The organism is Paracoccus aestuariivivens (assembly GCF_009711225.1).
Lineage (GTDB): Bacteria > Pseudomonadota > Alphaproteobacteria > Rhodobacterales > Rhodobacteraceae > Paracoccus > Paracoccus aestuariivivens.
The window spans coordinates 24,414-38,556 of sequence record NZ_WMIE01000016.1 but is presented as its reverse complement, the minus strand read 5'-3'; the positions used below and the strand labels follow the sequence as shown (position 1 = coordinate 38,556).

The 14,143-nt window shown below is 61.9% G+C and carries 17 protein-coding genes; 8 read left to right on the top strand and 9 right to left on the bottom strand.

The window, feature by feature from the left end:
- The first annotated feature begins 28 nt into the window (after nt 1-28).
- The 5 genes from GL286_RS17540 (at nt 29) to GL286_RS17520 (ending at nt 2,619) form a co-directional block, all read left to right on the top strand.
- Nucleotides 29-358 carry a DUF1330 domain-containing protein gene (locus GL286_RS17540; RefSeq protein WP_155096869.1) on the top strand — a complete coding sequence of 110 codons (330 nt, stop codon included), beginning with the start codon at nt 29-31 and terminating at the stop codon, nt 356-358.
- A gap of 114 nt (nt 359-472) precedes the next feature.
- Complete coding sequence (locus GL286_RS17535; protein WP_155096868.1) at nt 473-802, top strand: DUF1330 domain-containing protein; 330 nt, start codon at nt 473-475, stop codon at nt 800-802.
- Nucleotides 803-914: 112 nt separating this feature from the next.
- On the top strand, nt 915-1,520 hold the full coding sequence (locus GL286_RS17530) for a glutathione S-transferase family protein (protein ID WP_155096867.1): 606 nt from the start codon (nt 915-917) through the stop codon (nt 1,518-1,520).
- A complete protein-coding gene (gene rnhA, locus GL286_RS17525; RefSeq protein WP_155096866.1) occupies nt 1,517-1,984 on the top strand; it encodes a ribonuclease HI in 468 nt (155 codons plus the stop codon). Before GL286_RS17530 ends, rnhA begins: the two co-directional genes overlap by 4 nt.
- A complete protein-coding gene (locus GL286_RS17520) occupies nt 1,981-2,619 on the top strand; it encodes a TRIC cation channel family protein (RefSeq protein ID WP_170295275.1) in 639 nt (212 codons plus the stop codon). The genes rnhA and GL286_RS17520 overlap by 4 nt, the downstream gene beginning before the upstream one ends.
- On the opposite strand, the gene GL286_RS17515 is transcribed toward GL286_RS17520, so the two are convergent.
- Both GL286_RS17515 and GL286_RS17510 read right to left on the bottom strand, forming a co-directional pair.
- Entirely contained in the window at nt 2,616-2,939 is a 324-nt protein-coding gene (locus tag GL286_RS17515) for a VOC family protein (RefSeq protein ID WP_170295274.1), read from the bottom strand. The two genes, GL286_RS17520 and GL286_RS17515, sit on opposite strands and share 4 nt — an antisense overlap.
- A gap of 45 nt (nt 2,940-2,984) precedes the next feature.
- The gene (locus tag GL286_RS17510) at nt 2,985-3,386 is read right to left on the bottom strand and encodes a group III truncated hemoglobin (protein WP_155096907.1); all 402 of its coding nucleotides are present in this window, start codon (nt 3,384-3,386) and stop codon (nt 2,985-2,987) included.
- 193 nt (nt 3,387-3,579) lie between these two features.
- Between GL286_RS17510 and ileS the strand changes: the two genes are divergently transcribed.
- Nucleotides 3,580-6,483: an isoleucine--tRNA ligase gene (gene ileS, locus GL286_RS17505; RefSeq protein WP_155096865.1), complete on the top strand. Its 2,904-nt coding sequence runs from the start codon at nt 3,580-3,582 to the stop codon at nt 6,481-6,483.
- A gap of 39 nt (nt 6,484-6,522) precedes the next feature.
- On the opposite strand, the gene GL286_RS17500 is transcribed toward ileS, so the two are convergent.
- From GL286_RS17500 to GL286_RS17480, 5 genes are all read right to left on the bottom strand, one after another.
- The gene (locus tag GL286_RS17500; protein ID WP_246185013.1) at nt 6,523-7,752 is read right to left on the bottom strand and encodes a hypothetical protein; all 1,230 of its coding nucleotides are present in this window, start codon (nt 7,750-7,752) and stop codon (nt 6,523-6,525) included.
- 382 nt (nt 7,753-8,134) lie between these two features.
- Nucleotides 8,135-8,977, bottom strand: coding sequence for an ATP-binding protein (locus tag GL286_RS17495; protein WP_155096864.1), 843 nt, complete (start codon nt 8,975-8,977; stop codon nt 8,135-8,137).
- A complete protein-coding gene (tatC, locus tag GL286_RS17490; RefSeq protein ID WP_170295273.1) occupies nt 8,967-9,827 on the bottom strand; it encodes a twin-arginine translocase subunit TatC in 861 nt (286 codons plus the stop codon). The genes GL286_RS17495 and tatC overlap by 11 nt, the downstream gene beginning before the upstream one ends.
- A gap of 21 nt (nt 9,828-9,848) precedes the next feature.
- Nucleotides 9,849-10,361, bottom strand: a complete 513-nt coding sequence (gene tatB, locus GL286_RS17485) for a Sec-independent protein translocase protein TatB (RefSeq protein ID WP_155096863.1) — start codon at nt 10,359-10,361, stop codon at nt 9,849-9,851.
- Between the two features lie 21 nt (nt 10,362-10,382).
- Nucleotides 10,383-10,694, bottom strand: coding sequence for a twin-arginine translocase TatA/TatE family subunit (locus GL286_RS17480; protein WP_155096862.1), 312 nt, complete (start codon nt 10,692-10,694; stop codon nt 10,383-10,385).
- Nucleotides 10,695-10,857: 163 nt separating this feature from the next.
- Between GL286_RS17480 and GL286_RS17475 the strand changes: the two genes are divergently transcribed.
- Both GL286_RS17475 and GL286_RS17470 read left to right on the top strand, forming a co-directional pair.
- On the top strand, nt 10,858-11,484 hold the full coding sequence (locus GL286_RS17475; RefSeq protein ID WP_155096861.1) for a MarC family protein: 627 nt from the start codon (nt 10,858-10,860) through the stop codon (nt 11,482-11,484).
- Nucleotides 11,485-12,063 carry a retropepsin-like aspartic protease family protein gene (locus tag GL286_RS17470; RefSeq protein WP_155096860.1) on the top strand — a complete coding sequence of 193 codons (579 nt, stop codon included), beginning with the start codon at nt 11,485-11,487 and terminating at the stop codon, nt 12,061-12,063.
- Between the two features lie 6 nt (nt 12,064-12,069).
- On the opposite strand, the gene GL286_RS17465 is transcribed toward GL286_RS17470, so the two are convergent.
- A complete protein-coding gene (locus GL286_RS17465; RefSeq protein WP_155096859.1) occupies nt 12,070-12,519 on the bottom strand; it encodes a DNA polymerase III subunit chi in 450 nt (149 codons plus the stop codon).
- Nucleotides 12,519-14,036 (bottom strand): leucyl aminopeptidase, encoded by a 1,518-nt coding sequence (locus GL286_RS17460; protein WP_170295272.1) that lies wholly within the window; start codon nt 14,034-14,036, stop codon nt 12,519-12,521. The genes GL286_RS17465 and GL286_RS17460 overlap by 1 nt, the downstream gene beginning before the upstream one ends.
- Nucleotides 14,037-14,143 lie beyond the last annotated feature (107 nt).

The following is a 14,143-nucleotide window of genomic DNA, read 5'->3' as shown; positions in this document are numbered from 1 at the left end:
CAGCGATTTCAGAGGGGTTATCCGGAAAATGACCGTCTTTCTGATTGCCGAAATCAAGGTCACCGACGACGGATGGGTGCCCGAATACGCAGCCCGCGTTCATGAGATCGCCGAGCGGCATAGCGGGCGTTACTTATCCCGCACCGCCAATATCGAGACGCTCGAAGGCCCTGCCAGCGACCAGACCGTCATCGCGCTGATCGCGTTCCCCTCGCGCGAGGATGTGATGGCTTTTGCCGCCGATCCCGAATACGGGCCGCTTGGGGCGGCAAGGCGGTTGGGCTCGGTCTGTCATTTCCGGCTGATCGACGACACAGATATTGCCGGTGCGATCCCCTATCTGGCACAGCCGCGATAATCGCCCCTGATCGGCCAAATGTCCGATTGCCCGTGGCGGGGTTGGCCTCCTATGCTGCCTCTGCTGGCCGCAGCCGGAACGGTCGCGGCAGATCCCTGAGGGAGGAGAACCGCCATGACCGTCTTTCTGATCGCAGAAGTCAAAGTCACCGATGACGCATGGGTGCCGGAATATGCCGCAGCCGTGCATGACATCGCCGCCAAGCATAATGGCCGCTACCTGTCGCGCAGCGGCAATATCGAAACGCTCGAAGGCGACCAGACCGATGAGACGCTGATCGCCCTGATCCAGTTTCCCAATCGCGACGATGCGATGTCCTTCGTCAATTGCGAGGAATACGCCCCCTTCGGCAAGGCCCGTCAGGAGGGTTCGGTCAGTCATTTCCGCCTGATCGACGATACCGATATCGCCGGCGCAATTTCCTATCTCGCCAAGCCTGTCTGAAAACCGCGCGGTCAGCTTGCGCTAGCCGCCTTTGCCCTTCCGCCCTATAGTGCCGTCCGAGCGAGCCCGCGATCTGGCGGGCGACGGGAATTCTATTCAGGCAGGTTCAAAGATGCGGCTTTTTTCGATGCCCTCCTCGGGTAACAGCTACAAGGTCCGGTTGCTGCTGGCATTGCTGGGACGTGAATACGACATCACCAGCGTCGAATACCAAACCGACGCCTTGGACAGCGCCAAAGCCGATGGACGTCTGCCGTTCGGCAAGGCTCCGGTGCTGGAACTGGATGACGGACGGCTTTTGCCGGAATCGAACGCGATCCTGTGCTGGCTGGGCGAAGGCACGCCATTTGTTCCCGCCGACCCCTTCGTGAAGGCCGAGATGCTGTCATGGATGTTCTGGGAGCAGAACCAGCACGAAGGCGTCATCGCGGTCCGCGCCGCGCTGCAGATCTATGAACAGCGCCGCCATCTGGCCACGCCCGAGCGCATGGCCGAATTGCTGGAACGTGGGCACCAGCTTTTGCAGATCATGGAGGACCGGCTGTCGAAACAGGACTGGCTGGTGGGCGATGCCGCCTCGCTCGCCGATATCTGCCTTTACGGCTACACCCATACCGCAGGTTCGCTGGGCGGGTTCGACATGACGCGCTTTCCGGCCATCAATAGCTGGATCCAGCGCGTTGCTGCGCTACCCGGCTATGTCGGGCTGAAGGCATGACCGTCCTTCTGGCCTGGACCGACGGGGCCTGCAGCGGCAACCCCGGCCCCGGCGGCTGGGGCGTCCTCATGCGCGCCATGGACGGCGACGCCATCCTGAAAGAGCGTGAACTGTCCGGCGGCGAGGCCGACACCACCAACAACCGGATGGAGTTGATGGCTGCGATCAGCGCGCTCGAAGTGCTGTCGCGCCCCAGCGAGATTACCGTCACCACCGACAGCGCCTATGTGAAAAACGGCGTCACGCAATGGATTCACGGCTGGAAACGCAATGGCTGGCGCACCGCCGACCGCAAGCCGGTGAAGAACTCCGAATTGTGGCAGCGTCTGGATCAGGCACAGGCCCGCCACACTGTTCGTTGGGAATGGATCAAGGGTCACGCCGGTCACCCCGAAAACGAGCGCGCCGATGAACTGGCCCGCGCGGGCATGGCTCCGTTCAAGCCAGCGAAGGCCGCAGGGTGAACGCGCAGGACGCCGTCCCATTTCTTGATTACGCCAGCGTTCTGGTCTTTGCCCTGACCGGTGCGCTGGTGGCGAGCCGCGCCCAGCTTGACATCATGGGCTTCGTTTTCTTCGCGACTTTCACCGGCATCGGCGGAGGCACCCTGCGCGACCTGCTCCTGGGACAGGATCCGGTCTTCTGGGTCGGAAGGCCGGGACTGCTGGTCGTCACTTCGCTGGCAGCCATTCTGGTGTTCTTCACCGCGCATCTGTTCGAAAGCCGCTACAGCCTGTTGGTCTGGCTCGACGCGCTGGCACTGGGCGTCGCGGTTCCGGCAGGGGTCGATGTGGCTATGACTGCAGGCGCGGGGCCGATTGTCATCGTCGCCATGGGCGTGATCACCGGCACATTCGGCGGCTTGGCCCGCGATACCGTGGCAAATGAATTGCCCCTCGTGCTGAAACAGAATGAACTTTACATCACCGCGACCTTCGGCGGCGCCGTCACGGCAGTCGCCTTGATCTGGCTGGGGGTTTCCGGCTTCTGGGCGCTGATCGTCTGTGGCATCACCGTCTTTGCGCTGCGCGCGGGCAGCCTGCTTTTCGGCTGGAGCGTACCGACCTATCGCCCGCGCCCGCCCAAGACCAAGGGTTAGACCTCGGACCAGACGGCCATTTCGGTGCCGCCCGGTTCGCGGAACTGGAAACGCCGACCACCGGGGAAGCTGAAAATCGGTCGGGTAATCTCGGCTCCGGCTTCGGTCACCTGCGCCAGCGCAGCCTCAAGATCATCGGTCTTGAGGATGACCAATGGCGGCGCAAGCGGTCCTGCTGCGATCCCGCCCGAAACTCCGGCATCGGCCAGTTCCTGATATTCGGGACCGTAATCGTTGAAGCTCCAGCCAAAGGCGCGGCCGAAGAAGTCCTTGGTGGCGGCGATGTCAGGAGAGCTGAATTCCAGATAGTCGATCTTCACGGCAACCTCCGGCGTGTTCCCTTTTTGTTTACGCCTGCCGAACGATCAGCGCAATACCGGAGGACCGCCCCGCATCGGCTGCATGTTCTCGACCCCCATGCGCAGGCCGGCACCGATCCGGTGTGCCAGAGCAGACCATCCCGCCGCACTGTCAGCGGGCAACGTCCGGCGCAGGGTTTCGTCGAACAGCATCAGCCATGTCGGGAAATGTTCCGCATGGACATTGCCCGCCCGCATATGCGCCTGCATCGGGCTGCCCTCGTAGCTGCGTTCGTAAAGGATCGCGTTGCGCCAGAAGGCGGCAATCTTGGCCTCATGCGCGGGCCAATCTGTAACATGCGCGCCAAAGACCGGACCCAGCACCTCGTGCTTGCGGATGGCGGCGTAGAACACCGCGACGACGCGGTCGATCTGTTCGGCGGAGACGGGAAAGCGTGGCGGCATCATCGCGCCGATATGGGCCGTAACCGCGCCTGTCACAAGGCCTTCGCTTGACATGCTTGCAGGCACGCCACCCGTTTCCTATAACCGCGCGCATGTTCAGCATGGGCCGGATCATTCGAATTATCCGCCCGGCGGCGTAGGGGTTCCTCGCCGCCGGGTTAAGCACGCCTGCCCTGCCACCGAAGGATCCCGCCAGATGAGCGACACGACCGATACCGCGCCCGACTACCGCGACACCGTTTTCCTGCCCCAGACCGATTTCCCGATGCGCGCTGGCCTGCCCCAGCGCGAGCCCGAATGGCTGGACCGCTGGGAGCGGATGGGCATCTATGACCGCCTACGCCGCAAGGAAGGCCGCGCGCCCTTCATCCTGCATGACGGCCCTCCCTATGCGAACGGGCATCTGCATATCGGCCACGCGCTGAACAAGGTGCTGAAAGACTTCATCACCCGCAGCCAGCAGATGATGGGCCGCGATGCGCGCTATGTTCCGGGCTGGGATTGCCACGGTCTGCCGATCGAATGGAAAATCGAGGAGCAATACCGCCAGAAGCAGCAGAACAAGGACGATGTCGATGTCGTCGAGTTCCGTCAGGAATGCCGCAAGTTCGCCGAAGGCTGGGTCGAGACCCAGCGCGAGGAATTCAAGCGCCTTGGCATCATCGGCAAATGGGAAGACCCCTATCTGACGATGAACTACCACGCCGAAGCGGTGATCGCGGCCGAGTTCATGAAGCTTCTGATGAACGGCGCGCTGTATCAGGGTTCCAAGCCCGTGATGTGGTCGCCGGTCGAAAAGACCGCCCTCGCCGAAGCCGAGGTCGAGTATCACGACCATACCAGCCACACGATCTGGGTGCGTTTTGCAGCGCAAGGCGCGCTCGACGGGGCCTCGGTCGTGATCTGGACCACGACGCCTTGGACCATCCCGCAGAACCGCGCGGTCGCCTATAACCCGTCGATCGCCTACGGCCTCTACGAAGTCACCGCCGCCGCCGAAAACGCGACCGCGAAGCTGGGCGAGAAACTGGTGCTGGCCGATGCGCTGGCCGAGGGCGTGATGAAATCCGCCAAGGTCGAGGGCTTCACCCGCCTGCGCGACGTTCCGGCCTCCGAGATGGAAGGGCTGCTGCTGGCCCATCCCTTCCGCGGCGTCGAGAATGGCGCGGGCGAATGGGATTACGACGTGCCCCTGCTGCCGGGCGACCACGTGACCGAGGATGCGGGCACGGGCTTTGTCCATACCGCGCCCAGCCATGGCGATGACGACTATCAGATGGGCCTGAAATTCGGCCTGCCGATGACCTATAACGTCGAGCCGGACGGGACCTATCGCAAGGAACTGCCGATCTTTGGCGGTCAGGCGATCCTGACGCCGGAAGGCGCCGAAGGCCCGGTCAATGTCAACGTCATCAAGCAACTCGCCTATTCCGGCGCGCTGCTGGCCAAGGGCAAGATCAAGCACAGCTATCCGCGTAGCTGGCGCTCGAAAGCGCCGCTGATCTATCGCAACACGCCGCAATGGTTCGCCTCGATCGACAAGGCGCTGACCGATGGCATGGGCGAATATGGCGACACGATCCGCGCCCGCGCGCTGGCCTCGATCGACCGGCTGGTGAAATGGACGCCGCAGACCGGGCGCAACCGCCTGTTCTCGATGATCGAGAACCGCCCCGACTGGGTTCTGTCGCGTCAACGCGCCTGGGGCGTGCCGCTGAGCTGCTTCGTCAAGAAAGGCGCGCGCCCGGACGATGCCGACTTCCTGCTGCGCGATCAGCGCGTCAATGACCGCATCATCGAAGCTTTCGAGAAAGACGGCGCAGATGTCTGGTATCACGCCGATTTCAAGGCGAAGATGCTGGACGGCGTGGCTGATCCCGAGGCCTATGATCAAGTCATGGATGTGCTGGATGTCTGGTTTGATTCCGGCTCGACCCATGCTTTCGTGATCCGTGACCGCGCCGATGGCTCGCCCGACGGCATCGCCGATCTGTATCTGGAAGGCACCGACCAGCATCGCGGCTGGTTCCATTCCTCGCTGCTGCAAGCCTGCGCAACCAAGGGCCGCGCGCCTTACAAGGGCGTGCTGACCCACGGCTTCACGCTGGACGAAAAGGGCATGAAAATGTCCAAGTCGCTGGGGAATACCGTCGCACCTGCCGATATCATCAAGGAATATGGCGCGGATATCCTGCGTCTTTGGGTGGCGCAGTCCGACTACACCACCGACCTGCGCATCGGTAAGGAAATCCTGAAGGGCACCGCCGACAGCTATCGCCGCCTGCGCAATACGCTGCGCTTCGTCCTTGGCAACCTTGACGGTTTTGATGCCGCCGAGCGCGTCGAGGTCAAGGATATGCCGGAACTGGAACAATGGGTCCTGCACCGCCTCGCGCAGATCGATCACCAGCTGCGCAAAGGCTACGACGCCTATGACTTCCAAGGCGTGTTCCAGACCGTGTTCCAGTTCGCGACCGTGGACCTGTCGAGCTTCTATTTCGACATCCGCAAGGACGCGCTTTACTGCGACGCGCCGGACAGCCTGCGCCGCCGCTCGGCCCGCACAGTGCTGGATATCCTGTTCCAGCGTCTGGTCACTTGGCTTGCGCCCATCCTGCCCTTCACCATGGAAGATGTCTGGCTGAGCCGTAATCCTTCGGACGACGACTCGGTTCATTTGCAGGACTTCCCGGCAACGCCCGCCGATTGGCTGAACGAGCCGCTGGCCCGGAAATGGGACGCGATCCGCCGCACCCGCCGCGCGGTGACAGCCGCGCTGGAAATCAAGCGCACCGACAAGGTGATCGGTGCCAGCCTTGAGGCTGCCCCGGTCGTTCATATCGAGGATGCCGAAGTGCTGAAGGCGCTGAAATCAGTCGATTTCGCCGATATCTGCATCACCTCGGACCTGAGCCTGACCGCCGACCCTGCCCCGAACGAGGCCTTCCGCCTGCCCGACGTCGCGGGCGTCGGCGTGGTCTTCGAGCTGGCCGAGGGCGAGAAATGCGAGCGCTGCTGGAAGATCCTGCCCGATGTCGGCAGCCATGATCACGCCGGTACATGCGAGCGTTGCGACGCCGCGCTCGGCACCGCGCATTAAGAACCGAAAGGCCCCAAGGATATCCTTGGGGCCTTTAACTTAGCGGAACCACAACCCTTCGCGCTTGAGCTTGTGGCGGATGGGCTGTTCAAGCAGATCGGCTTCGTTCTCGAACATCGGCCGGATCGCGCTGCGCCCCAGCCCTTCAGCGATGACGCGGCCAAAAGCTTCGTCGTCACGAAATAGCGCGGCCAACCGCGGATCACGCATCAGGTCCTCGACCAATGCGATGGTTTCCTCGGATTCGCGGGCGTAAAGCAGCGGCAGATTGCGGTAGTGGCAGCTTGTCACTCCATCCAGAGTCGCTTGCGTTTTGTCGGGCCTGCCGCCGCCAAGCGCATGGATCACCAAAGGCAGCGCGATCTGGTCAAGCCAAGGGTCCAGACTTTGACACGCCAGTTCCTCGCCGGGTTCGTCACGGATCGCCAGAGCAAATTGCAGGAATTTCTGGCCGAACTCCTGCGGATCGGGGCCAAGGAACCAGCCCGCGTTGAAATACAGATAGCGCTCCCAATGCTCATCAGGCTGGCTCAGGTCGAGCGAGGTCGAAAACTGCAGCCCGAACCGGTCATAGAGCGATTTCCAGATCTCGTTCGGCCCAGGCCCATAAAGCGGCGGAGACGGCCATGTTCCCGTGCGTCGCATCGAGGCCGAAGGGCGGGAAAAATCGATCCCCGCCCGATTGATCGGTTTGGTTATGACCGTGTCGCTGTCGAAAAAGATGAACGGCTGTCCAGACGGCAGGACTGCCATCGCCTCGATCTTGTTACCGTAGGGATAATCCTTGCCGAAATGGCGCGCGGTAAAGGGCAGGATTTCGGCCCCGAAGTTCTCAAGCGCCGTGCGCGCCTCGGACGAAATACGGGTCGATTCACCGGCCCAGCCGGCCTCCTCGCGCGGTTCGGCAATGATCAGTCGGCCATTCCAGTCCGGCGCATTGCGCCGCAAGCTGGCCGCGAACAGGGCTGCTTCGCGCTCAAGGCGCCCGGCTTGAGCGACCAACAGAACATTGAATACCGTGGATGAGACAGGAGGCTGATCGTCGGATTCCGACGCTACGCCGGATTTCGGCTTCTTCCCCTTTCGCGCGTCGCGTTCGGCCTGATTGGCCGCGCGTCGCGCTTCACGTTCGGCCTGATTGGCTGCGCGGCGGGCTATCCGGTCTGCGGCCTTGTCGGTGGAAGCATCGGGGGCAGATTTGTCGCCTTTAGGCGGGGACACGGTTTTTGGTTTCGCCACGCCTTGCTCCTCGGTCAGTTCGTCCAACATGAAAAATTCACACGCTCAAGCTGAGCAAAGCATAGCAAATTTCACATGAAAACCACGAGGAAACCTCACCAAAAAGCCAGCTTCCGCAGCGTCCCTATCAAAGGCAATCTGCTAGTCAGCCGCTTAAAGATTTTTCTGTTTCCTTTGTATGGCTAGACCGGGTGAGGATGGCAGTTCCCTCACCCGGTCGAGACATTTTCAAGGTCCGCTTTGCCATTGGCAACCAGCGAAACCTGAATGAACCATACAACCCTGATCGTACATCGGAAAGAAAAAGCCAAAACCTTGGCGAAAATTTTCCATACGTCCTTAAAGCGTTGCGACAAATTGCCCAAAAAGTATGCAGGCATATTAACCAAGTATAGGTTTAGTTCTTGCAGATTCAGACCGCGATGCCCTGCCGTCCGGCGAGATCGGTGAAAAATTGCCAAGCCACCCGTCCCGAGCGCGATCCCCGAGTCGCTTGCCATTCGATCGCCTGCGCGCGCAGATCTTCGTCGCCTATCGAAATGCCATAAGCATCGCAGTAGCCGCGGACCATCGCGAGATATTCGTCTTGCGAGCAAGGATGGAAACCAAGCCACAACCCAAAGCGGTCCGACAACGACACCTTCTCTTCGACGGCCTCGCCCGGCTGGATTGCTGTCGAGCGCTCGTTTTCGATCATGTCGCGCGGCATCAGGTGACGGCGGTTCGACGTGGCATATAGAATCACGTTCGAGGGACGCCCGGACAATCCGCCATCCAGCACTGCCTTGAGCGATTTATACTGCGTGTCGTCGTGGCTGAAGGACAGGTCGTCCGAGAACAGCAGGAAGCGGCGGTCGCGTGCCTTGCCGAGAATCGCCAGCAAACGCCCCACCGAGGCTAGGTCTTCACGCGCGATTTCAACCAGAACGACCGGTAATCCCTGACGCACCGCCTCGGCATGGACGGCCTTGACCAGCGAGGATTTCCCCATGCCGCGCGAACCCCATAGCAGAGCGTTGTTCGCCGCATGGCCTTGTCCGAATTGCAGGGTATTCGCCAGCAGCGTATCGCGCGAACGATTGATCCCTATCAACTGCACCAGATCGACGCGACTGACCTCGGCGACCGGTTCAAGCCGGTCGGGGTCGGGATGCCAGATATAGGCTGTCGCCTCGGAGAAGCTGGGTTCGGGCGCGGGCGGCGGGGACATGCGGTCCAGCGCATCCGCGATTCGCTTCAGCAGATTACTCGACATCGGATTCTTGTTCTTCCTGATCGCGTTTCTTCTCGATCCGGCGGACGAGGAAAATCGAGATCTCGTACAGCCCGTAGATCACGCTGAACAGCACGACCTGACTGATGACATCAGGCGGCGTAATCATCGCCGAAAGCACAAGGATCACGACCACCGCGTAGCGGCGCACGCTGGCCAGACCTTCGGCGGAAACCAGTCCGGCCTTGCCCATCAGGGTCAGGGCGACCGGAAGCTGGAAGGACAGGCCGAATGCTAGAATGAATTTCGTGGTCAGCCTCAGGTATTCCTCGACCGAACCTTGGAAGACCACACCAGCCCAAGGGTGTTCGGCTGCATCTTGTCCCGCGGGCACAGTAACCGTCGGGTCATTGGGCAGCCCCAGAGACCCTTGTTGGAAGCCAAGGAAGAAATCGAAAGCCCAGGGAAGGATGACATAATAGGCGAATGCCGCACCCAGAAGGAACATCGCAGGCGAGGCTAGAAGAAAAGGCAGCAAGGCGTTCTTTTCGCTGCGATAAAGTCCCGGAGCGACAAAGCGCCATAGCTGGTAGCCCACCACCGGGAATGCCAACACGAAGCCGCCGAAGAAGGCGATGCGCATGGCGACGAAGAAGCCCTCTTGCAGCTTGAGCAGGATCAGACCGCAGGTCTGGCCGCGCTTTTCCAGTGCGTGACAGATGGGTTGCGTCAGGAAATCGAAGATCGGGTTCCAGACGAAATAGCACAGCACCATGGCCACGACGAAGGCCAGAACCGACCAGATCAACCGCGTGCGCAGCTCGGCCAGATGTTCGATCAAGGGAGCGGAGGAGTCTTCGATATCATCCGACTTGGCAGATTTCGTCGCCACGCGGCAGCCTTTCCTGTCGTTCTATTGGTCGATATCCGAGCGACGCACCGCGTGCAGGCGCCGTTTGCCCCCCGCTGTGTCGCCGGGATCGACATTCTCGGGATGTGGCGCCGGCACAGTCGGCGGCGCGGGAAGCGGCGCTTCGGCTGCCTGCGCAAAGCGCGACCCCTCGGGGTAGCTCTGAGGCACGACCGGTGCGGACGGATCGGGCGTCGCCCCGTTCTTGTCGGTCGCATCCTTGGGATTCAGGGGATCCCATTTCTCGAAACGCTCGGTTGCGCGTTCCAAGGCATCAAGGCCCAACGCGCGCTTCGACGTCAGCGAGTTCACATCTTTCAGCGCCTTGCCCGCCTCATCGAGGCCCGAGGATTTGGCAGCATCCTCCATGGCGCTGGAGAACTCGCGCGCCATGCCACGCGCACGCGCCGTCAATCGTCCCAGCGTGTGGAACAGTTTGGGAAGATCCTCGGGGCCAATGACGATCAGCGCAACGACGCCGATCAGCAGAAGCTCACTCCAGCCGACATCCAGCATGTTCGTTCAATGCGCGCCGGATCAGAGCTTGTTCTGATCGGCAGGCGTCACGTCGCGCAGTCCGGCATCGGCGGACATGCGGGCGCGGTCGGCATCAAGTTTGGCGCGTTCGGCAGCCAACTCGGCACGGGCTTTGGCAATATCGTCGGTCGAGTTAAGCTCAAGCTCTTTTGCTTCTGCTTTTTCTTCCTCAGCGCCGTCCTTGACGCCCTTCTTGAAAGCCGTGATTCCCTTGCCGACCTCGCCCATCAGGGACGAGACCTTGCCGCGTCCAAAAAGGACCAGAACGACGATCGCGATCAGCAAAAGCGCCATGGGGGAAGGTGCGTGCATGTGTTTACCTCCGTGGCACGGCACTTTGAGGCCGTGCATAGCATAGACTGCCACTGATATAGGCCGCGAGGGGCCATCGTGAAAGCCCCAAACGCGTGATCGCCTGCCTGCGACACTGCCTGCCTTTCCAGCCGACAATATCCACGACATACTAAGGCACGAAATGGACACCACTCAGATCATCAGTGCATTCGTCACGCTATTCGTCGTCATCGACCCTGTGGGTCTGGCGCCGCTGTTCATCGCCCTGACCCGCGGCATGAGCCCGCAGCGCCAACGTCGAATCGGTTGGCGGGCGCTTCTTATCGCGGCGGTGCTGCTCACGCTTTTCGGCCTTGCCGGAGAAGCCATCCTTGCGGCCATCGGCATCTCGCTTTCGGCCTTCCGTATCGCCGGAGGCGTGCTGCTTTTCCTGACTGCGCTGGACATGTTGTTCGAGCGCCGGACCGAACGGCGCGAGGGCCAGACCCGCGAGGATCCGGTTCGCGAAGACCATGACGACCCTTCGGTTTTCCCCTTGGCAACGCCGCTACTGGCGGGCCCCGGCGCGCTCGCCACGATGATCCTTCTGGTCAATCAGGACCAGAGCCCGTCACATACACTGATGATCCATCTGGTGATGCTGGCGGTTCTGGCTATCGTGGCCGTCATGTTCGCTTTGGCCGGACCGATTGCCCGCCTTTTGGGCAGGACCGGAACAATGGTCCTGACTCGGCTGTTCGGGATGCTTCTTGCCGCATTATCTATCCAATTTGTGATCGACGGACTGAAGGGATCAGGGCTGTACTAGATGAGTGAAGATCTGGGTCGTCTCGCCTATCTGGTCCTGCTGTTGATCGCGATTGGCGGCTTCCTTCTGGTCGAATTGCGCGGACAGCCCGGCCGCACCCTGCGTCTGGCCGCGGCTTGGGCCATGATTTTTCTGGGCGTCATCGCCATCGTCGGTATCTGGGGAGAGATTCGCCAGACGGTCGCACCGCAGGCCAGAATGGTCGACAATGACCGGATCGAGGTACCTCTGGGCGATGACGGGCACTTCCATCTGATTGCCGAGGTCAACGGTTCGCCCATCCGATTCGTCGTCGATACCGGCGCGACGACGATTGCCTTGGGGCAAAGCGATGCGCGCAAGGCCGGAATCGATACCGACAGCCTTGGCTATGTCGGCGAGGCCCGCACCGCCAATGGCAATGTCCAGACCGCGACGGTCACGCTGGATACGGTCGCGGTCGGCGACGACATCCACGATACGGACGTTCCGGCGCTGGTGCTGCGGTCGGATCTGGACATGTCGTTGATGGGAATGTCGTATCTGTCGCGCTTCGCGCGTGTCAGCATCGAGGGAAACCTGCTGATCCTCGAACGCTAGGACCGACTACTGCTTGCGTTCCCAGCGTCCATCAGCTTCGGACCAGTATTCGGCTGTCACGCCTGCGGCCCTCAGATCGCGCCACTGCCCTCGCGCCCGATCCAGCGCCTGAGGATCATTGCCGTCGAAAATGATGCAGACCCGCTGCATCGACTCGCATTCCGCAGCCGAAACCACGGCCCCGTCCAGTGCGATGATGCAAAGGGGCGAATTGCCCGCCCCCTGCTGGTCGGTGGTCAGCAAGACCGGCTGACGCCCGTCATGCGGCCCTCCGGCAAGGCCGTGGGGGATGAACCCCTCGCCAAGCCAAAGATCCTCGTCAAGCGTGGCTTGGCTTGCGCGATCCCTGCCCCGCAACTCGACCCGCCAGCCCGCCTGCAGGCTTTTGCCGAGAAGTGTCGGCAAAAGCTGACCAGCGCCCGAACGGGTCAGGTGATAGAACAGGGCCGATCCCATCAGGCTTTCGCCTCGAAGCTGTCGCGGATCAGACGGTTCAGCGTCATCACGCCCCAGCCGGTCGCCCCTTTGGGGGCAAGCGCCGTCGCACCCGGCGGCAGAGCCACACCCGCGATATCAAGGTGGATCCACGGCACGTCCTTTGCCACGAAGCGTTGCAGGAACTGCGCCGCCGTGATCGAGCCTGCGGGACGTCCGCCGGTATTCTTGATGTCAGCCAGACGCGAGTCGATCAGCTCGTCATAGGCCGGAGCGAGCGGCAGACGCCATGCGCCCTCGCCTTCGGCCTTGGCTGCGGCCAGTAGCTGTCCGGCGAATTTGTCGTTGTTCGAGAAGACGCCAGCGTTCTCGTGACCCAGCGCGATAATGACCGCGCCCGTCAGGGTCGCCAGATCAACGATCCCGCTCGGTTGGAAACGCTGCTGCGCGTACCACAGCACATCGGCCAGAACGAGACGACCTTCGGCGTCGGTATTGATGACTTCGATAGTGTCGCCTTTCATCGAGCGCACGATATCGCCCGGACGCTGGGCCTTGCCGTCGGGCATGTTCTCGACCAGCCCGACCAAACCGACCACGTTCGCCTTGGCGCGGCGCAGCGCCAGCGTGCGCATGACGCCCGCGACGACACCCGCACCACCCATGTCCATGGTCATTTCTTCCATGCCGCCTGCGGGCTTGATCGAGATGCCACCGGTATCGAACACGACGCCTTTGCCGACCAGCGCCAGCGGAGCCTCGTCGCCACCGCCATTCCAGCGCATGACCACGACCTTGGACGGGCTTTCCGAACCCTGCCCCACGCCCAGCAGCGCGCGCATGCCCAGCTTGGCAAGCTCGTCCTCGTCCAGCACCTCGACCTCAAGGCCCAGTTCTTCCATCGCCTGAAGGCGGTCGGAGAAATCGCTGGTGGTCAGGACGTTCGCGGGTTCGTTGACCAGATCGCGGGTGAAGAATACCCCTTCGGCCAAAGCCGCGCCGTCATGAGCCTTGCGGGCAAGCGACTCGGGGTCCTTGTGCATGAAGATCACACGCCCGCGCGGGCTGGGATTTTCCTCGGCGGGGTCAGCGGGTGCGTCGGCCTCGGCGGAGTCTGAATCGGATTTTTTCGTCTTGTATGCGGAAAAATCATAGGCGCGCAGGGCCATGCCCAAGGCAATTTCGGCCGCTTGCGGGTGATCCCCGGCCAGAACCACCGTATCCGTCTTGCCAAGGCTCGCGCCGATTGTCGCACCCGCCTTGCGCGCCGTCACGACATCGGCACGGCGCGGCGCCGAGACCAGCTGGATCGCATCTGCCTCCATGCCGGCGGGGAAAGCCAGTTCTAGGGCCTTCCCCGGCTTGACGGCCTTCCATGCGTCGGATTGCAGCGCACGCTGCACCGCCAGCCGCGCGGCACGCGACAACCCGCCGGGAAGTCGCGCTCCGGGGGACAGCAAGATCGCGATCCGGCCCTTACGGGCGGCAAGGCCCTCGGTCTCGGATGAAGTAAAAGAGATTTCGACCGGATGTGTCACCAACCTGCTCCTCTAAGCGATGTATTTGAGCGGAAACTAGTCACCCGACAAGCACTTGACCAGTGCCGGGGCTTTCCCAACTCCACCTCACGGGCTAAGGAATCTGG

Coding starts and splice junctions, on each gene's coding strand:
- GL286_RS17500 (WP_246185013.1), bottom strand. CDS start 7,752: ATGTTGGACGAACTGACCGAGGAGCAAGGCGTGGCGAAACCAAAAACC.
- rnhA (WP_155096866.1), top strand. CDS start 1,517: ATGACCGTCCTTCTGGCCTGGACCGACGGGGCCTGCAGCGGCAACCCC.
- ileS (WP_155096865.1), top strand. CDS start 3,580: ATGAGCGACACGACCGATACCGCGCCCGACTACCGCGACACCGTTTTC.
- GL286_RS17535 (WP_155096868.1), top strand. CDS start 473: ATGACCGTCTTTCTGATCGCAGAAGTCAAAGTCACCGATGACGCATGG.
- GL286_RS17540 (WP_155096869.1), top strand. CDS start 29: ATGACCGTCTTTCTGATTGCCGAAATCAAGGTCACCGACGACGGATGG.
- GL286_RS17465 (WP_155096859.1), bottom strand. CDS start 12,519: ATGGGATCGGCCCTGTTCTATCACCTGACCCGTTCGGGCGCTGGTCAG.
- tatB (WP_155096863.1), bottom strand. CDS start 10,361: ATGCTGGATGTCGGCTGGAGTGAGCTTCTGCTGATCGGCGTCGTTGCG.
- GL286_RS17480 (WP_155096862.1), bottom strand. CDS start 10,694: ATGCACGCACCTTCCCCCATGGCGCTTTTGCTGATCGCGATCGTCGTT.
- GL286_RS17475 (WP_155096861.1), top strand. CDS start 10,858: ATGGACACCACTCAGATCATCAGTGCATTCGTCACGCTATTCGTCGTC.
- GL286_RS17530 (WP_155096867.1), top strand. CDS start 915: ATGCGGCTTTTTTCGATGCCCTCCTCGGGTAACAGCTACAAGGTCCGG.
- GL286_RS17470 (WP_155096860.1), top strand. CDS start 11,485: ATGAGTGAAGATCTGGGTCGTCTCGCCTATCTGGTCCTGCTGTTGATC.
- GL286_RS17495 (WP_155096864.1), bottom strand. CDS start 8,977: ATGTCGAGTAATCTGCTGAAGCGAATCGCGGATGCGCTGGACCGCATG.
- GL286_RS17510 (WP_155096907.1), bottom strand. CDS start 3,386: ATGATGCCGCCACGCTTTCCCGTCTCCGCCGAACAGATCGACCGCGTC.